23 protein-coding genes are annotated in these 23,295 nt (G+C 63.8%); 14 read left to right on the top strand and 9 right to left on the bottom strand.

Annotation, left to right across the window (positions count from 1 at the left end; all coding sequences use genetic code 11):
• Positions 1–260: 260 nt before the first annotated feature.
• From ACOQFP_RS07660 to ACOQFP_RS07650, 3 genes are all read right to left on the bottom strand, one after another.
• The gene (locus tag ACOQFP_RS07660; RefSeq protein WP_421583934.1) at positions 261–470 is read right to left on the bottom strand and encodes a hypothetical protein; all 210 of its coding nucleotides are present in this window, start codon (positions 468–470) and stop codon (positions 261–263) included.
• A 200-nt stretch (positions 471–670) separates the two neighbouring features.
• Positions 671–1,669, bottom strand: a complete 999-nt coding sequence (locus ACOQFP_RS07655; RefSeq protein ID WP_421583933.1) for a DUF368 domain-containing protein — start codon at positions 1,667–1,669, stop codon at positions 671–673.
• 247 nt (positions 1,670–1,916) lie between these two features.
• Positions 1,917–2,456, bottom strand: coding sequence for a PadR family transcriptional regulator (locus ACOQFP_RS07650; protein ID WP_206492099.1), 540 nt, complete (start codon positions 2,454–2,456; stop codon positions 1,917–1,919).
• Between the two features lie 249 nt (positions 2,457–2,705).
• Between ACOQFP_RS07650 and ACOQFP_RS07645 the strand changes: the two genes are divergently transcribed.
• Positions 2,706–3,626, top strand: coding sequence for an NADPH:quinone reductase (locus tag ACOQFP_RS07645; RefSeq protein ID WP_421583932.1), 921 nt, complete (start codon positions 2,706–2,708; stop codon positions 3,624–3,626).
• Between the two features lie 58 nt (positions 3,627–3,684).
• On the opposite strand, the gene ACOQFP_RS07640 is transcribed toward ACOQFP_RS07645, so the two are convergent.
• Both ACOQFP_RS07640 and ACOQFP_RS07635 read right to left on the bottom strand, forming a co-directional pair.
• Complete coding sequence (locus ACOQFP_RS07640; RefSeq protein ID WP_421583931.1) at positions 3,685–5,043, bottom strand: MFS transporter; 1,359 nt, start codon at positions 5,041–5,043, stop codon at positions 3,685–3,687.
• Between the two features lie 184 nt (positions 5,044–5,227).
• Positions 5,228–6,055 (bottom strand): IclR family transcriptional regulator, encoded by an 828-nt coding sequence (locus tag ACOQFP_RS07635; protein WP_206492100.1) that lies wholly within the window; start codon positions 6,053–6,055, stop codon positions 5,228–5,230.
• A 142-nt stretch (positions 6,056–6,197) separates the two neighbouring features.
• Here ACOQFP_RS07635 and ACOQFP_RS07630 point away from each other — a divergent pair, with 142 nt between their 5' ends.
• The 4 genes from ACOQFP_RS07630 to ACOQFP_RS07615 are packed head-to-tail and all read left to right on the top strand — an operon-like array spanning position 6,198 to position 10,746.
• Positions 6,198–7,787, top strand: a complete 1,590-nt coding sequence (locus ACOQFP_RS07630; protein WP_421583930.1) for a bifunctional 3-(3-hydroxy-phenyl)propionate/3-hydroxycinnamic acid hydroxylase — start codon at positions 6,198–6,200, stop codon at positions 7,785–7,787.
• 42 nt (positions 7,788–7,829) lie between these two features.
• Positions 7,830–8,819, top strand: a complete 990-nt coding sequence (tsdA, locus tag ACOQFP_RS07625) for a gamma-resorcylate decarboxylase (protein WP_421583929.1) — start codon at positions 7,830–7,832, stop codon at positions 8,817–8,819.
• Positions 8,816–9,910, top strand: coding sequence for a maleylacetate reductase (locus tag ACOQFP_RS07620; RefSeq protein WP_421583928.1), 1,095 nt, complete (start codon positions 8,816–8,818; stop codon positions 9,908–9,910). The genes tsdA and ACOQFP_RS07620 overlap by 4 nt, the downstream gene beginning before the upstream one ends.
• The gene (locus ACOQFP_RS07615; RefSeq protein WP_421583927.1) at positions 9,907–10,746 is read left to right on the top strand and encodes an intradiol ring-cleavage dioxygenase; all 840 of its coding nucleotides are present in this window, start codon (positions 9,907–9,909) and stop codon (positions 10,744–10,746) included. Before ACOQFP_RS07620 ends, ACOQFP_RS07615 begins: the two co-directional genes overlap by 4 nt.
• Before the next feature lie 11 nt (positions 10,747–10,757).
• Here the strand turns inward: ACOQFP_RS07615 and ACOQFP_RS07610 are convergent, their stop codons facing one another.
• Together ACOQFP_RS07610 and mftR are read right to left on the bottom strand one after the other, a co-directional pair.
• On the bottom strand, positions 10,758–11,333 hold the full coding sequence (locus ACOQFP_RS07610; RefSeq protein ID WP_206492105.1) for a GNAT family N-acetyltransferase: 576 nt from the start codon (positions 11,331–11,333) through the stop codon (positions 10,758–10,760).
• Positions 11,334–11,409: 76 nt separating this feature from the next.
• Positions 11,410–12,039, bottom strand: a complete 630-nt coding sequence (gene mftR, locus ACOQFP_RS07605) for a mycofactocin system transcriptional regulator (protein WP_341243668.1) — start codon at positions 12,037–12,039, stop codon at positions 11,410–11,412.
• A gap of 107 nt (positions 12,040–12,146) precedes the next feature.
• Here mftR and mftA point away from each other — a divergent pair, with 107 nt between their 5' ends.
• Genes mftA through mftD (ACOQFP_RS07580) form a run of 5 tightly spaced genes read left to right on the top strand, consistent with a single transcriptional unit; the run spans position 12,147 to position 16,172 of the window.
• A complete protein-coding gene (gene mftA, locus ACOQFP_RS07600; protein ID WP_128646009.1) occupies positions 12,147–12,260 on the top strand; it encodes a mycofactocin precursor MftA in 114 nt (37 codons plus the stop codon).
• 2 nt (positions 12,261–12,262) lie between these two features.
• Positions 12,263–12,547 (top strand): mycofactocin biosynthesis chaperone MftB, encoded by a 285-nt coding sequence (mftB, locus tag ACOQFP_RS07595; protein WP_206492106.1) that lies wholly within the window; start codon positions 12,263–12,265, stop codon positions 12,545–12,547.
• 32 nt (positions 12,548–12,579) lie between these two features.
• Entirely contained in the window at positions 12,580–13,815 is a 1,236-nt protein-coding gene (gene mftC / locus ACOQFP_RS07590; RefSeq protein WP_206492107.1) for a mycofactocin radical SAM maturase, read from the top strand.
• Positions 13,815–15,002: a pre-mycofactocin synthase MftD gene (gene mftD / locus ACOQFP_RS07585; RefSeq protein ID WP_206492108.1), complete on the top strand. Its 1,188-nt coding sequence runs from the start codon at positions 13,815–13,817 to the stop codon at positions 15,000–15,002. The genes mftC and mftD (ACOQFP_RS07585) overlap by 1 nt, the downstream gene beginning before the upstream one ends.
• Positions 15,003–16,172, top strand: coding sequence for a pre-mycofactocin synthase MftD (mftD, locus tag ACOQFP_RS07580; RefSeq protein ID WP_421583926.1), 1,170 nt, complete (start codon positions 15,003–15,005; stop codon positions 16,170–16,172).
• A 46-nt stretch (positions 16,173–16,218) separates the two neighbouring features.
• Here mftD (ACOQFP_RS07580) and ACOQFP_RS07575 read toward each other — a convergent pair whose 3' ends face one another.
• Positions 16,219–17,142 carry an aldo/keto reductase gene (locus tag ACOQFP_RS07575; RefSeq protein ID WP_421583925.1) on the bottom strand — a complete coding sequence of 308 codons (924 nt, stop codon included), beginning with the start codon at positions 17,140–17,142 and terminating at the stop codon, positions 16,219–16,221.
• A 111-nt stretch (positions 17,143–17,253) separates the two neighbouring features.
• On the opposite strand from ACOQFP_RS07575, the gene ACOQFP_RS07570 reads away from it, so the two are divergent.
• Positions 17,254–18,393 carry a GGDEF domain-containing protein gene (locus tag ACOQFP_RS07570; protein WP_206492111.1) on the top strand — a complete coding sequence of 380 codons (1,140 nt, stop codon included), beginning with the start codon at positions 17,254–17,256 and terminating at the stop codon, positions 18,391–18,393.
• A 46-nt stretch (positions 18,394–18,439) separates the two neighbouring features.
• Here the strand turns inward: ACOQFP_RS07570 and ACOQFP_RS07565 are convergent, their stop codons facing one another.
• The gene (locus tag ACOQFP_RS07565) at positions 18,440–19,102 is read right to left on the bottom strand and encodes a GntR family transcriptional regulator (RefSeq protein ID WP_206492112.1); all 663 of its coding nucleotides are present in this window, start codon (positions 19,100–19,102) and stop codon (positions 18,440–18,442) included.
• Positions 19,103–19,251: 149 nt separating this feature from the next.
• Here ACOQFP_RS07565 and ACOQFP_RS07560 point away from each other — a divergent pair, with 149 nt between their 5' ends.
• From ACOQFP_RS07560 to madM, 3 genes are read left to right on the top strand one after another with little or no spacing between them, the layout of a single operon-like run.
• Positions 19,252–22,077, top strand: a complete 2,826-nt coding sequence (locus tag ACOQFP_RS07560; protein WP_421583924.1) for an AMP-binding protein — start codon at positions 19,252–19,254, stop codon at positions 22,075–22,077.
• Positions 22,078–22,105: 28 nt separating this feature from the next.
• Positions 22,106–22,507, top strand: a complete 402-nt coding sequence (gene madL, locus ACOQFP_RS07555) for a malonate transporter subunit MadL (protein ID WP_206492113.1) — start codon at positions 22,106–22,108, stop codon at positions 22,505–22,507.
• Between the two features lies 1 nt (position 22,508).
• A complete protein-coding gene (madM, locus tag ACOQFP_RS07550) occupies positions 22,509–23,273 on the top strand; it encodes a malonate transporter subunit MadM (RefSeq protein ID WP_206492114.1) in 765 nt (254 codons plus the stop codon).
• The last annotated feature ends 22 nt before the right edge of the window (positions 23,274–23,295 follow it).

The following is a 23,295-nucleotide window of genomic DNA, read 5'->3' as shown; positions in this document are numbered from 1 at the left end:
AATGGGGCCTCGCCCTTGCGTGCAACAGCGATGACGTCGCGGCGGAACTCCTCTGGGAACGCTTTCGGCATGGTGAACATCCTTCCACCGTGAGGAGCGATCCTCACAGATCAGATGTCAACCAAACCTGGGGCAGTCCCCCGTCTCCGACGGATTGGCAACGGCAGATTGTTTGAGCGGTGACGGGACCTGTCGTCACCGCCCAAAGCTATGAGGTGTCTCTGCGCACTCATGCGATTCTGACGCCATTCGTGAGTATCTCACGTGGTCCGGTAGGTGATGTAAAGTGCGAATAAAACGACGAAGATTATCAGACCACCGCCCGCCATGGCCAGTGTCCGCGCGTTGGTAACTTTGAATACTCCCTCGCCCGCTGGGATGGCGCTATGTTCGGTGATTGTGAAAGTAACCCCGAGCAGAATGAGAAACTGAACAGCCCATGCCCACCAGGGCAAGTCGAGCTTTGCCATCGTCAAAGCGGAACCCAAAGTAATGGCCAACGACACTATTGCTGCATAAACGCCTGACGGTAGGGTTAAACCCAGCGGAGTCCGGACTGTCTTCATATCTTCCACCCCTTATTTTGGTCGATGCTCGAGGAATGTGTGCGTTGCTCAGCACGCTGCTGCTGTAATCCCGGCACCAACCGCTACGCCGCCTGTCGTTTCGGTCAGGGCGTGCGCGTGGTTGCCAGTCGCCGCTGCGCGACGGCGACCACAGCGACGACCGCAACTCCGATGGCGAACAATGCCAGGGCAGCAGGCCATTCGTTGCCGACGGCCAGCAGTTCTCTGTTCTCGCCCTGCCACGGCCACAGTGCGCGCAACGATCCCAACAGCAGGCCGGCAGCGGCGACCATCGCCAGATCGTGGTAGTTCGCCAGCAACCACTCGAGCACTCGAACGAAGCTGACCAATCCCGCCAAAGCGCCCAGGGCGAACACGGCCAGGTATGTCAGGTTTCGCTCGTCGACGGCCGTGAGCGTCGGCGCATACAGGCCGATGACCAGAAGAAAGAACGACCCTGATACGCCTGGAAGCACGAGCGCACAAATTGCGATCGTCGCGGCGAAGAACACCAGGATCAACGACGGGTTCGACGCCTCGGCCCCGGGTAACGACGTGAGCACGATGACCCCGACAGCGAGAGCGACGAACAGGGCCACGGCAGACAGTCGGGACCGGGTGGTGGGGAAAGCATCAGGAGTGAGCTCCATGAAGGGGATCGCCACCGACATCGCGATCATGCCCATGAACAGCGCTTTGGAATAGACGGGTTGATCCGTGACGAAATCCGCCATGATCCCCGCCACCGAGAACACCATCAACAGCATGCCGACGCCGACCGCGAGGAGCAGCCACCAATCGACCTGACGGACCTCGGCGCGCACGTCGGACCGCGTCACCACGGCCTTGGGGATGTCCGTCAGATGCTTCGCCGACGCGATGGCCCTGGTGTAGATGCCGGTGACCAGTGCGACCGTGCCGCCGGAGACACCGGGAACCGTTTCGGCCAGACCGATCAGACCGCCGCGAACGACGTTGGCTGCCAATTCCGTCGCCGGCGGCCGCCCCCTGGGAATGCCATCGGGTCCGGGTCGCTGATCCAGCCCGGGGCGATTCTGCTCGTCGTCCCCATGGTTGGAGGGCGTCTGGCGGTTCGTCGTCATGTCCGAATCGTCCCAAACGCGTCCAGACCACCTGACACCGGCTCGGCAAGCTCCGTCTGCCGGCCCGTGCATCGGGCAGCATTCACCGTGCCTCACCAGCCGCAGACGTCGAACCAGTGCACGGTGCGCCGGAATCATCGCCGCACAGTTCGTTCATCACACGACACACTCGAGGAATTCCAGATACTCGCTTCGGCGATTCCCCGAGATGCAGCACGTAGGCAAGGCCGGGGGATGCGAACACACATCAGGGCTTCGAACGCCCGCCGTCTTCCGCGGCGTCGAGTACGGACCTGAGCCAGGCTCGTTCTGCGCGACTCGTCTTGCGCGCGAACAGCAGTAGTCCACGCCGATAGACGTCGGTGACATCCTCCGCCTTCACGGCCCGGTCCTCGTCGTAGAAGAAGCTGGCTGGTTCTTCCAGGAAGTGGAGCCTCCGACGCAGTACCGCGTGTTGCTCCTCCACCGAGGGCACGAGAGACAGGAAGGTCAGCACCACGACAAAGCGCGAAAAGTCCGAGACGTCGTTGTGCTGGGGATCGCGCAGACGAGCCGTCAGCTCGTCGCGTCCTGCGTCGGTGATGGTGAGTACGTAGCGAGCCGGTCCCGCACCGGGTTCGGAGCGGCGCTCGAGTAGACCGCTTCGATCCAGCCGTTTGATTGCGGGATACAGAGTTCCGTCGCTCACTGGTTTGGCGTAGCCGGTCAGTTGAGTTACTCGCCGTTTGAGTTCGTATCCGTGCAAGGGGCCTTCGGACAGAAACCCGAGAATTGCCAGTTCCAACATGTGCCCAGTCTGTCAGGTGTATCTCGATTCGATGTGTACCTCGAATCGAGGTAGTAGGGTGAGGGGACCGACGAACCAGGACTCACCTTCTTCACAAGGGACTTCCATGACAACCTTCGATCTCGAACGCACCACGCCGACTCCCGTGAATGGACCGAGGGGCGACGCAGACGCTTCGGGTACATCACGATGATCGCCGCGTGGTACGACTCGCAAGGGGAGGCTCGGGACGTTCTCCGTTTCGGAGATATGCCCACACCCGACCCGGGACCTGGCGAGGTTCGTGTGCGCTTGTCGTTGTCCTCGGTCAACCCGGGTGACACCAAGAAGCGACGAGGGTGGCTCGGCTCGACGATGCCGTATCCGCGGGTGGTGCCCCACAGCGACGGAGCCGGGTACATCGACGCGGTGGGGGAGGGCATCGAGCGAACGCGCGTGGGCGAGCACGTGTGGGTGTTCGGCGCGCAGTCCTATCGTGCGCTCGGCACTGCCGCGCAATTCACCGTCGTGCCGGCGTGGCAGGCGATCGGTCTGCCGGATTCGGTGGAGCCCGAACTCGCTGCCTGTCTCGGAATTCCGGGCATCACGGCGCACCGGGCAGTGCTCGGTGACGGCGCGGTCGCCGGGAAGACGGTCGTGGTCCACGGCGTGTTGGGCGGCGTTGGCTCACTGGCTGCGCAGTTGGCTCGGTGGAACGGGGCGAGAGTGATCGGAACTGTTCGCACCGAGGCGGACACGGGTCTTGCTCGTGCCCACGGCACCGACAACGTCGTGGTGTTGAGCGATGACGAAGCAGTGACGCATGTGCGGGAGCTCGCCGGAGGTGGCGTCGACCGCATTGTCGAAGTGTCGTTTTCCGACAACATAAACTTCGATGCAGCAATTGCCAAGAACGGCACAGTGATTGCCGCCTACGGAACCCGCGAGGGCCATCCGAAACTGCCGTTCTGGCCAATGTTGTTCGACAACATCACCGTTCGTCTACTAGGCAGCGACGATTTCTCACAGGAGGCAAAGTCGGCCGCAGCTGTGGACTTGACCGAGGCTGCTTCCATCGGTGCGCTGTCCATCGCCGTCGGCGACGCGATGCCTCTGGATCGCGTCGCCGAGGCTCATGACCGCGTCGACGCGGGTACTCGGACACGAGTGCTGCTGCAGATCCCCGAGTAGTCGGCCGCGATGGGTCGAGAAGCCTCAGGAATCTGCAGCAGTTCGGTGCCGGATCCGGTCAGGGCCGACGAGTGGTGTCCGGTGCCGCGCCCGTGAGAGATCGATCGGTTGCCGCACTCGGAACGGGCTGGCGGCTTCGAGGCCGCGGAACGGCTACGGCAACGATCGCTCCGGCGAGTCCGACGATCGCGAAGCTGTAGAAGTTCCAGTCGACGCCGCTGGCGCGATCGAGAACGAATGCTCCGAGGGTCGGGCCGGCGATGGCCCCGAGGCGTCCTACCGACAGGGCCCAGGCCAGTGCGCTGCTGCGGTTCTCGGGATCGTAGACGGAGAGGATGAAGGCATTGGCAAGAATCTGAGAGCCGATGAACCCGAAACCGCTGACGAACATCAATACGAACATCACCGGGGTGGGCGGGGAGAGGCTCATCAGCACCAGGCTCACGGTGCCGGTCAGGAACGCTGCCACTACCACGATGCGTGGGCCGAATCTGTCGGCCACGGGCCCGGCTGCGATGACTCCGACGAACACGCCGAGCCACATTGCGGCAGTCTGCATCAGTGCGGAGCCGAGTGAGTATCCGGCAGCCTGCATGATCGAGGGCAGCCAGGCGCTGATGCCGAAGACGAGCAGCAGTCCGCAGAACGACATCACCCAGGCGAGGATCGTGGTGGGGGCGAGGCGACGCGTCAGCAGCGGGCCGAGGCCGAGGAACCGTCCGGCGGATGTGTTCGTCACGATCGGTTCGTGGGCGAGTCCGTAGAGGTCCTCGACCTGCTTCGCGTCGGCGTCTCGGCCGGTGAGGCGCAAGTGGAACGGGCTCTCGGGCAACCGGAACATCAACGGCAGAGCAATGAGCGGCAGGATGACCCCGACGAGGTACAGCCAGTGGTAGGAGACCTCGGGGAGTAGTGCGGCCCCGAGGAGCGGAGCGGCGAGTGCGCCGATTGCGTATCCGCTCATCATCAGTCCGATGTGCCTGGCGCGGCGCCCTGGTTCGCTGAGGTCTGCAACATAGGCGTTCAGGGTGGGCAGGACGACGCCGAGACCGAGGCCGACGACCAACCGTCCGAGCCCGAATATCTCACCGGTCGTTGCGATTGTGGACAGCAGCATGCCGAAGGTGAAGATGACGATCGATCCGAGTAGCAGCTTGCGGGGTCCGAATCGGTGCATCACGGCTCCGGCGAAGGCTGCTCCGACGAGCATGCCGACGCCGACGAGGGAGCCGATGGTTCCGGCCGATGCCCTGTCGATGCCCAGTGACGGGGTCTGCAGTAGGACGGGAACCGTGGCTCCGTAGATCGCGAGATCGAAACCTTCGAGGGTGGCGACGAGCCAGGTCACGTACAGCATTCTTCGGGTGGCGCGGGGCAGGCTGCGCCCCTGTGTGTTCGGTGTTGTCGAGCTACTCACGTGTATCTCCTGTCGAGGCAAAGTCGTTGGTGCGCAGCTGATGCCGACCTGCGGCGTCGATCGGCGCGGCGCGTGCTGCGCGGTCGGCTCGACGCCCGTATGGCGCAGATCACAGTTCAACATAAGGAAATGAGTTGCGCAATAGTGAATCCGAAATTGCTTCGGTGAGCCAGGGGATGACGCCTCAGGCGGGCCGCTCGTTCGCTGCCCTCGAGCTGCCGAAACCCTCGGAGATCGCCTCGGTCGCGCGCAACAACTCCTCGGTGGCCGTGGCGATCACCTCGTCGGTGCCGATCTTCGCCGGAATCGCCACTGCTACCACCAGTGGAATGGACTGGCCTGCAGGAAATACCGGGGCTGCGATCGACATCACCCCTGGAATCACCTCGCCGGAAATCCTCGCGACACCCTGCGTCCGAACGCGCGAGCGGAGCGCCGCCACCTCGTTCTCGCCGGGTGCGGCGGCACCCATGGACTCGAGCTCGTCGCGCAGGAACGGCGCGATCATGGTCTCGGGCAGATGTGCGAGGTAGACGTGGCCGATGGCAGAGGTCAGCAATGGCATCGTCGACCCAACGCGGATGGTGATCGGCAGCGCGTGTGCGCCGTAATCCCATCGGACCAGGACCGGACCGTGGTCTCCCCAGACGGCCAGGTTGATCGAATGGCCGGTGCGATCACGCAGGGTCGGTAGGTGTTCCGAGGCGACGCTGACGTCATCCATTCGGCGCAGGGATTCGATGCCGAGCCGCCGCATTGCCGGCCCGAAGTCGTACAAGCCCGATCGGCCCGACTGCACGATCAGCCCGGCCCGTCCGAGGCTGACCAGGTAACGGTGGACTTTGCTCGCTGCCATGCCCGAGGCGTTCGCAATCTGGGTCAGGCTCATCGGCCCGAGGCCTCGCTCCAGCGCTTCGATCACGGCCATCGCGAGTTCGACCGACTGAATGCCCTGGCGAGCGCCCGGGCGATCGGAAGCATCTACGGAATCGGAGTCTGGGGTATCGGTCACGGATCCACCCTAGGCACTTGCGCGCGTTTCAACTCCGTCACCGTAGATTCACCAATATGCATTGACTTCACTAATAATGAACTCTAACGTGTGGTTGCAATCACATTCGACGACGGAACGTCACAGCGAGAGGAGCAGCACCATGTCTGCTTTCGAACCAACGCAGTCCAGCAACGACACGACGGCCGATGTCGTTGTCGTCGGCTGCGGTCCAACCGGCATGGTGCTGGCCGCCCTTCTCGGACGTCAGGGACGCAGCGTGGTGGTCCTGGAGCGCTACAGCGGTCTCTACAACCTGCCGCGAGCGGCAGCGTTCGACGACGAAACGATGCGCACCTTCCAGAAGCTCGGTATCGCGGAGAAGATGCTGCCGGGCGTCAACGTCCAGCGCGGCTATATCTGGGTCAATGCCCAGGACGAGGTTCTGCTCGACATCGAATACGACAACCCGGGTCGCAGTGGGTGGCCGTCGCAGTACATGATGCACCAACCACACGTCGAGACAGTGCTCGACGAGTTGCTGACCTCCCTACCGACTGTCGAGGTACGGCGCGGTCACACCGTGACAGGGATCGAACAATCCGCTTCGAGGACAACCGTTCTCGCCACCGACGCCGAGGGGCGGACCGTCCGCGTCGACACCGAGTTCGTCGTCGGCTGCGACGGCGGCAACGGAATCGTCAGGGAGGTCATCGGCGGGGATCTCGACGATTACGGATTCTTCGAGAACTGGCTGGTGTGCGACTTCGAATTGACTCGCGACGTTCCGACCCTTCCCACGTTCCGACAGGTCTGCGACCCCGCCGAGCCGATCGCGATCGTGAACATCGGACCGCGCCACCACCGGTTCTCGTTCCGCCTCGACAGCGGCGCGCAACGAGACGAGGTGGTGCAGCAGGACAGAGTGTGGTCCCGCGTGTCGGCATACCTGACCCCCGAGGACGCCGAGCTCGTCCGCGTCGCGAACTACACGTTCCGATCATGCATATCCTCGAAGTGGCGCGCAGGCAACATCTTTCTGGCCGGCGACGCTGCACATCAGATGCCGCCCTTTCTCGCGCAGGGCATGGTCTCCGGTATCCGAGATGCCCGAAACCTGGCGTGGAAGCTCGACATGGTGCTCTCCGGGCATCCTGACGCGCTCCTGGAGAGCTACCAAGCCGAACGAGAACCGCACGTACGATTCATCACCGAGAAAGCGATCGAACTGGGCCGCGTCCAGACGATGCGAGATCCCGTCCTCGCCGCCGAACGTGACGCGCGAATGATTGCCGCTCGCAAAGCCAATCAGAAGCCGGACAAGCTGCAGTACCCGGCGCTGTCCGGCGGTGTGATCGCCAACAGCGGCGACATCTTTCCCCAGGGATTGGTCTCGACGCCGTCCCGCACGGCATTGTTCGACGAGGTCGCCGGAACCGGATGGCTGGTGGTATCGGACGGAACCGCTCCGCTGCAGGCCATTTCGGTCGACGAGCGGAATCGGTTCGCAGAGATGGGTGGCAAGGAGATCGTCTTCGGACTGTCCTCGATGTTCGACGGTGCGCCGACCTCCGACACCGGTGGTGTGTACACCCGTTGGTTCGACGCACAGAAATGCGTCGCAGCAATCGTGCGGCCCGACGGCTACCTCTACGGCATCGCCCACACCGGCGGCGAACTGGCCGCGTTGATGTCCGGCCTCATGGAGGCGATTGCACCGGCCGAGTCAGCGCTGTTGGCCACGTCCGCCTGACACCACACTTTCGTACCGACCGACACCACCCGAGGAGAGACCATGCAGGGCAAGATCGCACTGGAAGAACACTTCGCCATCCCCGAGACCCTCCAGGACTCGGCGGGATTCGTACCCGGCACCTACTGGGACGAGCTGCAGAAGCGGTTGCTCGACATTCAGGATGTCCGATTGAAGTTGATGGACGACAACGGGATCGAAACCATGATCCTGTCCCTCAACGCTCCTGCTGTGCAAGCGATCCCAGAACACAAGCGCGCCGTAGACATCGCTCGCCGCGCCAACGACGTGCTCGCCGAGGAAATCGCCAAGCGTCCGGACCGATTCCGCGGCTTCGCTGCCCTTCCACTGCAGGATCCCGACGCCGCCGCCGAGGAACTGCGACGCTGTGTCACCGAACTCGGATTCGTCGGTGCACTCGTCAACGGGTTCTCGCAGAGCGAGTCCGTTGACGACGGAAACACTCCGCTGTACTACGACCTGCCGCAATACCGTTCCTTCTGGGCCGAGGTGGAACGGCTCGACGTGCCGTTCTATCTCCATCCGCGCAACCCGCTCGAGCAGGACGCACGCATCTATCAGGGCCACCCGTGGCTGCTGGGACCGACCTGGGCGTTCGCCCACGAAACCGCGGTGCATGCACTGCGACTGATGGCCTCCGGTCTGTTCGACGAGCATCCCGGTCTGAACATCGTGGTCGGCCACATGGGGGAGGGAATCCCGGCCATGCTGTGGCGCATCGACAACCGAAACGCATGGGTGGACGTGCCTGCGACCTACCCGGCGAAACGTCGCATGGTCGACTACTTCACCGAGAACTTTCACATCACCACCTCGGGCAACTTTCGCACCCAAACGCTGATCGATGCTCTCCTCGAACTCGGATCCGAGCGCGTGATGTTCTCCACCGACTGGCCTTTCGAGAACGTCGACCACGCGGCGAACTGGTTCGACTCGGCCAGCATCTCCGACGCCGACCGACTCAAGATCGGGCGCAGCAACGCCGCGGCACTGTTCAAGCTCGACCGATGATCCGGGAAACGGCCGTATCGCCGTTCGTTCACAGTGGGTCACCCGCACGCGTGGTCTTCGGGCGGGGCAGCGTCAAGACGGTGTCCGATGAGATCGACAGGCTCGGATGCAGCCGGGCGGTCGTGCTGTCCACCCCACATCAGCGCGACGACGCCATGCGTCTACTCGGCAGCCTCGGCGCGCTCGGTGTCGGCGTGGTCGCCCTGGCCGAGATGCACACCCCGACCTCGGTGACCGCTCGCGCCCTGATCGAGGTGGAAAGCCTCGACGCGGACTGCGTCGTCGCGATCGGCGGCGGCTCGACGACGGGGCTGGGCAAGGCACTTGCGGCAAGAACCGGACTGCCGCAGATCGTCGTGCCCACCACCTACGCGGGTTCGGAGGTGACACCGGTTCTCGGCGAAACCGACAGCGGTGTCAAGACCACGCGGCGCGGACCGGAGATTCTCCCCGAAACCGTGGTCTACGACCCCGATCTCACCGATTCGATGCCGATCGACCTGACCATCGCCAGCGGCCTCAACGCGATGGCGCACGCTGCCGAAGCTACCTACGCTCGCGACGGCAGCCCCATCTACACGCTGATGGCGGTCGAGGGTCTGAGGGTGCTGCGCGATTGCCTGCCCGCGTTGATCGAGGTTCCCGAAGATCAGGACGCTCGCGACGGAGCCCTGTACGGCGCCTGGCTGTGCGGCACGGTCCTCGGTGGTGTGGGAATGTCGGTGCACCACAAGCTGTGTCACACCCTCGGTGGTGCCCTGGATCTGCCGCACGCGCAGACCCACGCCATCATGCTGCCCCACACCATCGGCTACGTCGAAGAATCCGTCCCGGATGCACTCACCGATGTCGCGGCGCTGTTCGGTGGTTCGGCGGGCACGGGACTGTACGACTTCGCCGTCGACATCGGAGCACCATTGCGGCTGGCGGACCTGGGAGTGACCGTCGACCAGCTGGATCTCGTCGCCGATCAGGCGGTCGCCTCGCCGTACTGGTCGCCGCGCCCACTGGACCGAGACTCCATCCGCGGCGTCCTGCGAGATGCCTACGAGGGCATCCGCCCGAACACGAGGAGGGGACCACTCGCATGAAGTACTTCACCGAACAGGCGTCGGTAGACATCGTCAACGAACGCATGGGTGTGCCCGCGGACGACCGAGCGTCCGTCGTGATGAGCAGCCTCGTTCGGCACCTGCACGAGTTCGTCGAAGACGTCGGGCTCACCGAAGCCGAATGGGATCTCGCCATCGACTTCCTCACCAGGACAGGTCAGATCAGCGGGCCCGAACGGCAGGAATTCATACTGCTCTCCGATGTTCTCGGCGTCTCCATGCTCGTCGACGCCATCAACCACCGTCGCCCCGAAAGTGCCACCGAAAGCACGGTATTCGGGCCGTTCCACGTCGAGAATGCGCCGATCCGCGAGATGGGTGAGAACATCAGTCTCGACGGAAAAGGCGAGCCGTGCCTGTTCGAGGGGCGCGTGAGCAGTACCGACGGCGCACCGATCGCAGGTGCAGTTGTCGACGTGTGGTCGGACAACGAAGACGGCTACTACGACGTCCAGCAACCCGACATCCAACCCCGCTGGAACAACCGGGGCCGTTTCATCACCGGAGCAGACGGCAAATACAGCTTCCTCGGCATCAAACCCACCTCGTATCCGATCCCCGACGACGGCCCCGTCGGGCAGATGCTCACCCGGCTCGGGCGACACCCGTACCGGCCGGCGCACATGCACTTCCTCGTCTCGGCCGACGGCTACGAACGGCTGGTGACACACACCTTCGTCGACGGCGACGAATACCTCGAATCCGACGCCGTGTTCGGGGTCAAGGAATCGCTCATCGCAACCTACGACAAACGCGACGTGGGCGCCCAGACCATCTGGACTTCCGAATACGATTTCGTTCTCGCGTCGTCCTGAGCCCCGATAGGTCAGTGGCGCAGGTCTTTTCGCATGACGACCCTCGGGAAACCACCGGACACCGACGTCGTCGGCGCTGCGAACTCGAAGCCCCCCGATTCGAACAACCCGCGAGTGCCCACATAGGCCATCGTGAGGTCGACCTTGTGGCCCTCGTTGTCCACCGGATATCCCTCCACCGCCGGGGCTCCGTGGTCGGCAGCGAACCGAACGGCACCGTCGAGCAAAGCATGTGCGATGCCGCGTTTTCGGTGCCCGGCTCTGACCCGGAAGCACCAGATCGTCCAGACGGGCAGATCGTCGACATGCGGAATCTTGTTCGACCGCGCGAACGGCAACTCCGAGCGTGGTGCCACCGCCGCCCACCCGACCACCTCGTCCCCGTCGTAGGCCAGGACTCCCGGCGCCACTGCGCGACGGGTCAGTTTCTCGACATAGGCGGCGCGTTCGGGGCCGACCAGTGCTCTGTGGGTAGCGGAATCGAGTCGATGACTCAGACACCAGCACACGGACGAGGTCGGATTCTTCGGGCCGAGGATCGCGCGAACATCCGCGAACGACGTTGCAGCCCGCACCGAAAAGCTCACCGGCCGATCATACCGAGCTTCGATCGAGAATTCCGGTCCTACGCTGCTGCTCCGCGGGCGCGGCGAGGAGCGCGAGTCACGGTAGGTGTGCCGGATCGGATGAGCCGGGGGCGCGTAGGCCAACGAACAGTGTTCGGGTGCCCTCGGACAGCAATTGTGCGAGGTCGAGAGCCTCGTCGGTGAGCCACTGTTCGTATGCCGAGATGGCCACCCCGAGGACCATCCAGCCGACGGTCCGCGGAAAGTGGTCCGTGGGCTCGGATCCGGTTCGCGCGGCGACGTATTCTGCGATGACGGCTCGCCAGCCCTCGTACATCAGCATCGAATAGCTCTGCAGTGCGGGATTTCCCAGAATCAACGACATCCGTTGTCGGTGGACGGCGGCTTCCTCGACCGGGAAGGTGTTGAACTGCAGCAAGGCCGAACGTAGTCCGTCGGCGAGCTCGATGTCCTCGGGCAAGCCGGCCAGATGAGTTCTCAGCGCTGCGAGTTGAGTATCGAAGTCGCCCCAGGGGACCGCATTCTTCGAGGGGAAGTAGCGGAAGAACGTGCGCCGGGCGATACCCGCTGCGTCGGCGATGTCGTCGACGCTGGTCTCCTCGAAGCCTTTGGATGCGAACAATTCGATTCCGAGATCGCTCAATTCGCCCAGCGTGGTGGACGGGCGGCGACCTGCCCGAGTGGACGGTTTCGCGGTCTTCGCCATCATTGTCCTTCCAACTTCTAGTTTTCTGCACTCAGTGCCATTATGGTGGGTGATCCAAGCCACTGTCGATCGCGAGTGTGGTCCCCATCAATTCCAGGAGGTTACAGATGTCCAAGAACAACGAGAATGCTGTGGTCAGCACGGCTGTCGTGGAGTCCGATCTGGTCGAGGAGTCGTTGGTCGAGGAAGTGTCCATCGACGGCATGTGCGGCGTGTACTGATCATGACTGCTGCAGTGCAGGACGCACTCGATGTGGATGTGCCGTGGGTATTGCATCCGCAGGTGGCGCTGCGTCCCGAGTCGTTCGGGGCGCTGCTGTACCACTTCGGCACGCGCAAGCTGTCGTTTCTGAAGAACCGCACGATCGTGGCGATCATCGAATCCCTGCCCGATCACCGCGATATGCGCTCGGCCATCGCGGCAGCGGGTATCGATGAATCCGCGTCGGCTCCGTACGTGAAAGCCCTGGCGACGCTGGCCGAGTCGAACATGATCACTCGCTCGTAATGCCCTGACTACTGCAGAACAGGACCGCCCTCATGACATCCACCCTCGAAAGACCAGCTCCGGTAGGAAAACTGGTCGATCAATTCGAACTCGGTCTCGACGCCCCGATCTGTTTGACCTGGGAGTTGACCTACGCCTGCAATCTCTCCTGTGTGCACTGCCTGTCGTCGTCGGGTCGCCGTGATCCGCGTGAATTGTCGACCGAGCAGTGCAAATCGATCATCGACGAGTTGCAGAAGATGCAGGTGTTCTACGTCAACATCGGCGGCGGTGAGCCGACGGTGCGATCGGATTTCTGGGAACTCGTCGATTACGCCACTGCGCATCAGGTGGGGGTGAAGTTCTCCACCAACGGCGTCAAGATCGACAAGAAGGTGGCGGCGCGGCTGGCGGCGTCGGACTACGTGGATGTGCAGATCTCCATCGATGGCGCGACCGCGGAGGTCAACGACGCCGTCCGTGGTCCGGGGTCGTTCGACATGGCATGCCGGGCGTTGGAGAATTTGAAGGAGGCCGGGTTTCGGGATGCGAAGATCTCCGTAGTCGTCACCCGCCACAATGTCGGTCAGCTCGACGATTTCAAGGCGTTGGCCGACAAATACGCGGCGACGCTTCGGATCACGCGTCTTCGGCCGTCGGGACGCGGCGCAGACGTGTGGGATGATCTGCATCCCACGGCTGGTCAGCAGCGTGAGCTCTACAACTGGCTCGTCGCGAACGGCGAGGGCGTATTGACGGGGGATTCGTTCTTCCACCTGTCGGCATTCGGAGACGCGTTGCCGGGTCTGAATCTGTGCGGTGCCGGGCGTGTGGTGTGTTTGATCGATCCGATCGGTGATGTGTACGCCTGCCCGTTCGCCATCCACGAGAACTTCCTTGCCGGCAACATCGTCCGTGACGCGAAGGACGGCATGGGCGGGTTCCAATCCGTATGGCAGACATCGGACTTGTTCCAGGAGCTGCGCTCACCACAGACCTCGGGTGCGTGCACCAAGTGTGCGCATTTCGACGCCTGCCGTGGTGGGTGCATGGCGGCGAAGTTTTTCACCGGACTTCCCATGGACGGTCCCGATCCCGAATGCGTCATCGGTAACGGTGAAGCGGCGTTGGCGGCGGCGGGAGAGATCCCCAAGTCCAGTGTCGATCATTCCCGTACCGGTCAGCGCAAGACACCCCGAAAGTCGGTGCCGCTCACGTTGTTGATGCGTCCCCCGGCGAAGATCTGCGACGAGAATCCGCTCGCAGGAATGGAACAGGAAACACAGTAATGGCCAAGAGTGAGTGGTTCGAAACCGTTGCCGAAGCGCAGCGGCGCGCGAAGAAACGGCTACCGAAGTCGGTATACGCCGCGCTGGTGGCGGGGTCCGAACGTGGGTTGACGATCGACGACAACATGGCGGCGTTCGGTGAACTCGGCTTCGCCCCACACGTGGCGGGGCTGTCGGACAAGCGCGATCTGTCGACAACGGTGATGGGACAGCCGCTGTCGTTCCCGGTGATGATTTCTCCTACCGGTGTACAGGCCGTCCACCCGGACGGTGAGGTCGCGGTCGCGAGAGCTGCTGCAGCGCGGGGTATTCCGATCGGATTGTCCTCGTTCGCGAGCAAGTCCGTCGAGGAGGTCGCTGCGGCCAACCCGCAGACGTTCTTCCAGATGTACTGGGTGGGTTCACGTGAGGTCTTGTTGCAGCGGATGGAACGCGCCCGCGCTGCGGGCGCCGTCGGGCTGATCATGACTCTCGATTGGTCGTTCTCCAACGGACGTGATTGGGGCAGCCCGTCGATCCCGGAGAAGATGGACCTCAAAGCGATGGTCCAGTTCGCACCGGAGGGCATCACCCGGCCGAAGTGGTTGTGGGAGTTCGCCAAGACCGGCAAGATCCCTGACCTGACGACCCCGAACCTGACCCCGCCCACCGGCGGTCCTGCGCCGACGTTCTTCGGGGCGTACGGCGAATGGATGGGCACCCCGTTGCCGACGTGGGAGGACGTCGCCTGGCTGCGGGAGCAGTGGGGCGGGCCGTTCATGCTCAAGGGAGTGATGCGGGTCGACGACGCGAAACGTGCCGTCGATGCCGGATGTACGGCGATCTCGGTGTCCAATCACGGTGGTAACAATCTCGACGGCACGCCGGCTCCGATCCGGGCGTTGCCTGCCATCGCAGACGCCGTCGGAGATCAGATCGAGATCACCCTCGACGGCGGAATCCGCCGCGGCAGCGACGTGGTGAAAGCGCTCGCGTTGGGTGCGCGCGCGGTGTTGATCGGTCGGGCGTACCTGTGGGGTCTGTCGGCGAACGGCCAGGCCGGGGTGGAGAACGTGCTCGACATTCTGCGCGGCGGAGTCGACTCGGCCGTTCTGGGGCTCGGGCATACCTCGGTCCACGATCTCTCACCCTCGGATGTGGTGATGGCGGACGGGTTCGAACGGCGACTCGGCGTCCTCACAGCCTGAATGTTCACCGAGTCGGCGTGGTTCGAGACCGTTGCGCACGCGCAGCGGCGTGCACAGAAGCGGCTTCCGCGTTCGGTGTATGCAGCTCTGGTGGCCGGGTCGGAACGCGGAATCACTCTCGGTGACAATATTGCTGCGTTCGGTGAGCTCGGTATGGCTCCGCACGTGGCGGGACTGTCGAACGAGCGTGAACTGTCGACCACGCTGATGGGGCAACCGCTGTCGTTCCCGGTGATGATCTCCCCGACGGGTGTGCAGGCGGTGCACCCTGACGGGGAGGTCGCCGTCGCCAGAGCCGCTGCGGCCCGAGGGATCTCGATGGGGTTGTCGCTGTTCGCGAGCAAGCCCATCGAGGACGTCGTCGCGGCGAACTCGCAGACGTTCTTCCAATTGCACTGGGCCGGGTCGCGGGAGTTGTTGCTGCACATGCTCGATCGCGCACGCCGAGCGGGAGCGGTCGGATTGATTCTGACGATGGACTGGTCGTTCTCCGAGGGCCGCGACTGGGGCAGCCCGGTGATACCCGAGCGGGTCGACCTACCGGCGATGATGCGATTGGCACCGGAGGTGTTGGCGCGGCCGCGGTGGCTCGCTCGGTGGGCCCGCTCGCGTTCGTATCCGGATCTGACTGCTCCGAACCTTGCTCCGCCCGGCAAGCCCGCACCGACATTCTTCGCCGCGTACCGGGAGTGGAAATCGACACCGCTGCCGTCCTGGGAGGACATCGCGTGGCTCCGTGAGCAGTGGGACGGGCCGTTCATGCTCAAAGGTATTTCGCGGGTCGACGACGCGCGGCGGGCCATCGACGCCGGTGCCACCGCGGTGTCGGTGTCCAATCACGGCGGCAACAATCTCGACGGTTCCCGTGCGTCGATTCGCGTGCTGCCCTCGATCGTCGAGGCGGTCGGTGATCAGGTCGAGATCACTCTCGACGGCGGAATTCGGCGGGGTAGTGATGTGGCGAAGGCGTTGGCGCTCGGTGCGCGGGCGGTGTTGATCGGGCGGGCGTATCTGTGGGGGCTGGCGGCGAACGGGCAGACCGGCGTGGAGAACGTGCTCGACATCCTGCGTGGGGGCCTGGACTCGACGGTGCTGGGACTCGGGCACTCGACGGTGCACACGCTCGGACCGTCCGATGTCGTCATCTCGCCCGGGTTCGCGCGGGCTTGATCGCCCCGCCCCGTCGCGTCCGTCGACGACCAGAACCGAACGGATCTCAGGTCCAGGCCAGTGCGGACCGGTTCTCCCAATAGTGGTCCGGGGATTCGGCAAGGTCGGCCTCGACAGCGGTGATCAGCTCGGGATCGACGGTCGGTGCTGCGAGGTTCTGCTCGAGTTGCGCTTCGGTGGCTGCTCCGGACAGTACGACATCGGCCCAGGGTTGGGCGAGTGCGATCGCCAGCGCGAGTGCGTCGCGGCCGATCTCGGCCGCGTCGGCGATCCGGGCCAGTTCGGACTGCTCGGCGACGAGTCGTCCGTTGGCCATGGCTTCTTTGACGACGACGAACCAGCCGGCGTCGTGTGCGAGCGCCAGTGCCGGCCCGACGGACGGCTCGAGGGGGTTCCATGTCGACTGCACCGAGCTGAACACCTCGATCTCGAGCGCTGCCTGCACCACATCGGCTTGGCGTGGACCGCTGGTGCTGATGCCGATTCGGGTGCCGCCCTCGGCCAGTGCACGTAGATCGTCGAGCAATGCGGTGTCGTGGAGAGCCGGACTGTCCGGGGTGACGCTGTGGATCAGGTAATGATCGGGTTCGCCGCCGAGTTCGCGCAGAGTCTGGGGCCACTGTTCGGCCAACCGCGCAACCGAGTGTTCTTTGACCTCGTGCACCGGTGCACCTTGTTGGAAATCGGCCACGTAGGCATATCCCCATTTGGAGCCGATCACCAGTTGCTCCCGCCGACCGGGGTGTCGAGACAACCAGCTGCCGAGGAACCGTTCGGCCGACCCGTAGGACCGCGCGGCATCGATATGTCGAATTCCGCGTTCCCATGCGGTATCGAGGACTGCGTGGCACAGCTGTTCCAGGGCGGCCGGTTCGAATCGGCCGTCCACAGCCTCCGAGTGGCCGATCGTCAGATATTCGGGGCGTCCGAGGGCAGCGAGTCCGAGGCCGAGTTGTGTCATGGCGTCCATACTTTCGTGGCCTTCGAGGTGGACACAAGCCGGCCATCGGCAGAGGAACCTTGATAGGCTGGCACTTCGTCGGGATACGAACTGATGCTCGCCAACTGCCAGTGGATGTGCATGCCCTCTCCGAGAGGCACCGACGTGATCACTCGAGCAGGCAAGCCGAATACGCCCGATCTTCACGACCTCATCGCGGGGACAGGGACCGCTACGACACTTCGGTTCAGCATCGGATTCGGATCGCTGAATTTCGCCTTCATCGCACTGTGGGTCGCCCTCGACACCGCGGTGGGACCCACGTCGCAACCCATGCGCATCGCAGTCGGCGTAGCTGCCGCGTCGGCAGCTGTCGCCGCCGGACTGTGGGCCTGCACCGACAAGATGCTCAATGCCTTACCTCGTAACGCATTCGGCGTGTTCGGTGAGATCGGCACCGGACTGGTGATCCTGTGCGTACCGGATGCGCAGGTTGCCCTGGTGGGGTGCTCGCTGTTCGCCGTTCTGGGAGCGCAGTTCACCCTCCTCATGGGAACACGATGGTTGGTGTTGCATCTCGGCGTAGCGGCCGCGGTCATCGGAACCATGGCCGTGCGGTCAGCACAACAGGGCTCGATGTCGGTCACTTCGACACTTCTGGCGACCTATGTTCTGTTGGTCGCAGCTGTCCTGACTCCCTGGGCGGCCCGCATCACCTGGTCACGTCTTCTGGTGTACGCGGCGAAATCGTTGACCGACCCACTGACCGGTCTGCTGAACCGTTCAGGTCTCGAGCATCGACTGCACCGGCTGACCGATCCCGCGATGAGCTCCGGTCTTGGGCACTGCGCGATCGTCGTGCTCGACATCGACAACTTCAAATCGATCAACGACGCCCATGGCCACGACGTCGGCGATCTCGTGATCCGTGAGGTCGCCGAGATGCTCGACGACTTCGCCCGCAGACACAGCGCGCATGCCGCCAGAATCGGGGGCGAGGAATTCGCACTGCTGATGCCGAAGAAAGCGCAGATCTGCCTGCACGAGGTCGGGGCCGCCTTTCCGCTGTCGACTCGGGGTAGGCGGGGGCCTCGGGCAACGCTGAGCGCTGGGATCGTGCGCCTCCCGCTGGTGCACGCCAATCCGAACGCCTCTTTTGCAACAGCGCTGAGGTCGGCCGATCAACTGATGTACATCGCAAAACGATCCGGGGGAGCAGTCGCGGTGACCGAGGACGACCGACCGGACGCCGGTGCCGAGGAACTACAGGACCGGCACTAGGGAGGACGAGCGTTGCGTCCGCCCTCGCGAGGTTCGATGCGTGGCCTCAGCTCGCCGAGAGCTGATTCCATATCCGCACCAGGTTGCTGAACTCCTTCACCTGAACCAAGACGTGGTCGCGTGCGGCTGTTTCGGCTGCGGCGGCGTCACCGCGGGAGATGGCGTCGGCGATTGTTCGGTGCTCGGCCATCGAGCGACGCATCCTGTCGGGCACCCGTAGCTGTAATCGCCGGTACGGCTGCAGAATTCGCTTCAATGCGAATGCCTGTTGTCTGAGGTAGTCGTTTCCGCACGATTCGTTGATGATGCCGTGGAAACGCGCGTTGGCGTAGTAGTACGCATCCGCATCGCCACTGAGCGCGTGTTCCTCGCATTCGACCAGCGCCAGCTCGAGGTCCGTCAGGGCCTCGCGACCGATGCGGCCGGCGGCGAGCCGCGCCGCCATTCCTTCCAACTCGGCCATGACCTCGAAGCGTTCGGCCACTTCCGAGATACCCAACTCGGTGACGTAGGTGCCCTGTTTCGGGCGGATCTGTACCAGGCCGGAGCGTTCGAGAGCTTGCAGGGCCTCCCGAATCGGGGTGCGTGAGCAGCCGAACTCCTTCTCCAGCTGGGCGGGATCCAGGCGTTCGCCGGGTCGATAGTGACCGTCGACGACGGCGTTCTCCAGCGCGTCGCGCACTCGCGCAGACTCGGGAACTCGAATCATGTGTGCCTCCTCGGCAAAGTTTATCCGATTCCAGGGGTGGTGCAGCTCACATTTATCCGCTATGGTCCTTGTTATATATATCACGCAGAACCTTGTATATGGTTCGACTCACCCTCCCGGTGACGCAGGTACGACCGAAAGGACACGACATGGGATGCGAGGACGGCCGATCGCTCAACAGGCTGCTTGCCGCGTGTGAACTCCTGATCGGTGACGTGGGCGAGGCATCCATCCGTGCAGTCGCCACCGGTGCGCTCAGCGCGTATTCCGAACTCGACGATCACGACAAGTTGAGATTCTTCGAGCACATCACCTCCGCGTACGGCGTCGACGCCGACAGAGTTCGGTCCGCGTTTCACCAATGGGACAACGCGGGCGACACCCCGTCCGCCGCCGACGAGGACATGATCGAACTGTTCAGCGCGGTCGAACCCGCGCGCCAGCAGTTGCTTCGCCGGATCAACCACGCGCCCGGTGCAACACTCGCCCTGGTCGAGATGCGCGCGGACTTGCGCAGGCTGATGCATGGCCACCCCGGCCTGCGGGCCCTCGATCACGACTTCCATCACCTGTTGACCTCGTGGTTCAACCGCGGGTTCCTTCAGATGGCGGAGGTCACCTGGGATTCCCCGCCCGAGTTGCACCGGTATCTGCTGCACTACGAAACGGTCCATCCCATGGCGAGCGAAAGCGAGTTGCGCAGGCGGTTACAGCCCGCCGATCGGCGGGTCTACGCGTTCTTCCATCCGGCGACCGGAGATGTACCGCTGATCTTCGTCGAGGTCGCCCTGGTTCGCGGCGTACCGAGCCGCATCGGTCCGCTGCTCGAACCGGGCGAGGAGCTCGATCCGACGGCCGCGGACACGGCCGCGCTGTACTCGATCAACAATGCGCTCGACGGGTTGGCAGGCGTGTCGTTCGGGAGCTTGTTGATCAAGCAGGTCATCGAGCAGGTGAGTCAGCAGCTGCCTCATTTGCGTGAATTCGTCACGCTGTCACCGATTCCCGGATTTCGATGCTGGCTCGATGCCAAGGCAGCCGGTGATGCCGAGTTGCGTTCGCTCGTCGATCAGCTCGACGGCGTCGAGGATCCGGCGCAGCTCGGCGAGCACCGCATCGAGGAGCTTCGCAGTGCACTGTTCCCGGCCCTGTTGGCCTACCTGACCGTCGAGCGCCGAGCCGACGGCTGCCCGGTGGACGCCGTTGCTCGCTTTCATCTGGGGAACGGGGCCACCGCCTGGAGGCTGAACTGGCCGGCGAATCCCTCTGACGAAGCGTGGCGGCAGTCCTACGGGGCGATGGTCAACTACCAATACGAACCGGAGCAGCTCGAACAAAGGCACGAGGACTTCGTGCGCAGGCGCAGGGTCGCAGTGAGCGGGCCGCTGTCCGAGCTTGCCGCCGCGCTGCCCGGCGCATCCGACCCGAGATCATCCGCAGAGAAAGGAACACCGATGGCGCACCCCACCACCATCTACCGCCTGTTCGCAGAGCAGGTTCGTACTCGCCAGGACGCACCGCTCTTCGAGCTGCCGGACGGACGTGAGATCAGCTACCGCGACACGGCTGACATCGTGCACAAGATCGCTGCCCGCCTGATCGAGGACGGCGTGTCGCCCGGAGATCGAGTGGCGATGCAGGTGTCGAAATCGCCTGAGGCCGTGGCGCTCTACCTGGCCACGCTGCAGATCGGTGGTGTCTTCCTGCCGCTCAACACCGCCTACACCGGTGCCGAGATGCGTTACTTCATCGGCGATGCCGAACCTCGTGTCCTGGTCTGTTCGCCCGAGCGGGAGGCCGAATACGCCGAGTACCGAAGCAATGTGGTCATCGAGACCCTCGGCGACAGCGCCGACGGCACCCTCCTGAGCGGCGATGGCGCGCACGAGGACGTCTACGACGCCATCTCCGCCGATCCCGCGGCGATCCTCTACACCTCGGGAACCACCGGGCGTTCCAAGGGCGCGGTACTCACCCACGGCAACCTCGCCTCCAATTGCGAGGCGTTGCTCGACGCCTGGCAGTTCACCGCCGACGACAAGCTGATTCACGCGCTGCCGATCTTTCACATCCACGGCCTGTTCGTTGCGGCGAACATGACGCTCGCGGCCGGTGCCTCCATGCATTTCCTACCCAAATTCGACGCCGAGGCGATCATCGATCTGCTCCCGACATCGACTGTGTTGATGGGCGTGCCGACCTTCTACACGCGGCTGGCCAAGAGCGAGCGCGTCACCCCGGAACTCTGTTCCTCGATGCGCCTGTTCGTTTCGGGTTCCGCCCCGCTGCTGGCCAGCGATCACGAGGCATTCTCCGCTCGCACCGGCCACGCGATCCTCGAACGCTACGGAATGACCGAAACCGGCATGAACACCACCAACCCGTACGACGGTGGCCCACGCAAGCCGGGAACCGTCGGTAAGGCTCTTCCCGGCAGTGAGATTCGGGTGGTTCACCGGGAGACGGGAGACCCGGTGGCCGACGGGGAAGTGGGCATCGTGGAGGTACGCGGGCCCAATGTGTTCTCCGGCTACTGGCGGATGCCGGAGAAGACGGCCTCGGAATTTCGTGCGGACGGCTTCTTCATCACCGGCGACCTGGGCATGATCGACGACGACGGCTACCTGTGCATCGTCGGACGTGACAAGGATCTGGTGATCTCCGGGGGATACAACATCTATCCCAAGGAGATCGAGGAACTGCTCGACGAACACCCCATGGTGCTCGAATCGGCCGTCATCGGTGTTCCGCACCCGGAGTTCGGCGAAACCGTTGTGGCCGTGGTTGTTCCCAGTCCTGGTGCGGAACCGCAGGGACCCGAGTTGCTGGACTTCATCGCCGGCGATCTCGCGCGATTCAAACAGCCACGCGCCGTGCGCGTCGTGCAGGCCCTGCCCCGAAACGTCATGGGCAAGGTGCAGAAGGCCGAACTCCGTAAGCAATACGCCGATCTTTTCGACGGTATAGACGCATGAATTCCCTTGTCGACCTAAGGAGTACGTGATGGTTCTGTATGGAGTGGCAGCGTTGGCGCTCTGCATGCTGTCCGGCACGATCGTCGGTGAACTGCTGGGGCTGGCCCTCGGTATCGACGCCAATGTCGGTGGAGTCGGCTTCGCGATGATCATGCTGATCTTCGTCACCGACTGGTTGCGAAAGAAAGACAAGTTCCCCAAGGCGACCGAACAGGGCGTGCTCTTCTGGAGCGCGATGTACATCCCGATCGTGATCGCGATGGCATCGATCCAGAACGTCGCCACAGCAATCACCGGTGGCCCGATGGCCATTCTGGCGGGACTGGGTGCCCTGGTCGCCGGGGCCGCACTGGTTCCGGTACTGGCGAGAATCGGAGAACCGTCCGAGCCTCTGCCGCCGATGACCGAAGAAGAAAAGCAGGAGGCCTGATATGGAAACCCTGAGCTCGGTACTGGAGAAGAACGATCTTCTGGTGGCCTTCGTGGTGGTCGGCGCGCTGATGCTGGTGTCGGGATGGCTGTCGAAGAACCTGACCCGCGGCAGACTGCACGCTTCTGCCATTGCCATCATCTTCGGTCTTGCCCTCGCCTACTGGGGCGGCGTGACCACCGGAGGCACGCACGGCCTGGCGGACTTCGCCGTCCTCTCGGGGCTGGCGCTCATGGGCGGATCGATGCTTCGCGACTTCGCAATCGTGTCGACGGCATTCGGAGTCGATCTCAAGGAGATCAAGCGATCCGGGTTGACGGGTGCGTTGTCGATCGTGCTCGGTGTGCTGGTGTCCTTCGTCGTGGGCGCGGCCATCGCCGCGGCGTTCGGCTACCGGGACGCGGAATCCCTGGTGACCATCGGGGCCGGTGCGGCGACCTACATCGTGGGTCCGGTGACCGGAACCGCGGTGGGCGCGAGCTCGGAGGTGATAGCGCTGTCCGTGGCCGCGGGATTGGTGAAGTCGGTCGTGGTCATGGTCGGCACTCCGCTGATCGCCAAGGTGATCGGCCTGAACAACCCGAAATCGGCGATGGCCTACGGCGGGTTGATGGGAACCACCTCCGGGGTGGCTGGTGGGTTGGCGGCCACCGACAAGCGACTGGTTCCCTACGGCGCGATGACTGCGACGTTCTACACCGGAGTCGGCTGCCTGCTCGGCCCCTCGCTGTTCTACGTGGTGACACGAGCCATCGTCGGCGGCTGAGTCGGCCGGGCCCGCGAGGCGA

Source organism: Rhodococcus sp. MALMAid1271, from assembly GCF_049195265.1.
In the GTDB taxonomy this organism is placed as follows: Bacteria; Actinomycetota; Actinomycetes; order Mycobacteriales; family Mycobacteriaceae; genus Rhodococcoides.
Note: the sequence above shows the minus strand (reverse complement) of the source record. Positions and strands in the feature narration are given on the sequence as shown.

Coding starts and splice junctions, on each gene's coding strand:
- ACOQFP_RS07660 (WP_421583934.1), bottom strand. CDS start 470: ATGGCAAAGCTCGACTTGCCCTGGTGGGCATGGGCTGTTCAGTTTCTC.
- ACOQFP_RS07655 (WP_421583933.1), bottom strand. CDS start 1,669: ATGACGACGAACCGCCAGACGCCCTCCAACCATGGGGACGACGAGCAG.
- ACOQFP_RS07650 (WP_206492099.1), bottom strand. CDS start 2,456: ATGTTGGAACTGGCAATTCTCGGGTTTCTGTCCGAAGGCCCCTTGCAC.
- ACOQFP_RS07645 (WP_421583932.1), top strand. CDS start 2,706: ATGCCCACACCCGACCCGGGACCTGGCGAGGTTCGTGTGCGCTTGTCG.
- ACOQFP_RS07630 (WP_421583930.1), top strand. CDS start 6,198: ATGTCTGCTTTCGAACCAACGCAGTCCAGCAACGACACGACGGCCGAT.
- tsdA (WP_421583929.1), top strand. CDS start 7,830: ATGCAGGGCAAGATCGCACTGGAAGAACACTTCGCCATCCCCGAGACC.
- ACOQFP_RS07620 (WP_421583928.1), top strand. CDS start 8,816: ATGATCCGGGAAACGGCCGTATCGCCGTTCGTTCACAGTGGGTCACCC.
- ACOQFP_RS07615 (WP_421583927.1), top strand. CDS start 9,907: ATGAAGTACTTCACCGAACAGGCGTCGGTAGACATCGTCAACGAACGC.
- mftR (WP_341243668.1), bottom strand. CDS start 12,039: ATGGCGAAGACCGCGAAACCGTCCACTCGGGCAGGTCGCCGCCCGTCC.
- mftA (WP_128646009.1), top strand. CDS start 12,147: ATGTCCAAGAACAACGAGAATGCTGTGGTCAGCACGGCTGTCGTGGAG.
- mftB (WP_206492106.1), top strand. CDS start 12,263: ATGACTGCTGCAGTGCAGGACGCACTCGATGTGGATGTGCCGTGGGTA.
- mftC (WP_206492107.1), top strand. CDS start 12,580: ATGACATCCACCCTCGAAAGACCAGCTCCGGTAGGAAAACTGGTCGAT.
- mftD (WP_206492108.1), top strand. CDS start 13,815: ATGGCCAAGAGTGAGTGGTTCGAAACCGTTGCCGAAGCGCAGCGGCGC.
- mftD (WP_421583926.1), top strand. CDS start 15,003: ATGTTCACCGAGTCGGCGTGGTTCGAGACCGTTGCGCACGCGCAGCGG.
- ACOQFP_RS07575 (WP_421583925.1), bottom strand. CDS start 17,142: ATGGACGCCATGACACAACTCGGCCTCGGACTCGCTGCCCTCGGACGC.
- ACOQFP_RS07570 (WP_206492111.1), top strand. CDS start 17,254: ATGCCCTCTCCGAGAGGCACCGACGTGATCACTCGAGCAGGCAAGCCG.
- ACOQFP_RS07565 (WP_206492112.1), bottom strand. CDS start 19,102: ATGATTCGAGTTCCCGAGTCTGCGCGAGTGCGCGACGCGCTGGAGAAC.
- ACOQFP_RS07560 (WP_421583924.1), top strand. CDS start 19,252: ATGGGATGCGAGGACGGCCGATCGCTCAACAGGCTGCTTGCCGCGTGT.
- madL (WP_206492113.1), top strand. CDS start 22,106: ATGGTTCTGTATGGAGTGGCAGCGTTGGCGCTCTGCATGCTGTCCGGC.
- madM (WP_206492114.1), top strand. CDS start 22,509: ATGGAAACCCTGAGCTCGGTACTGGAGAAGAACGATCTTCTGGTGGCC.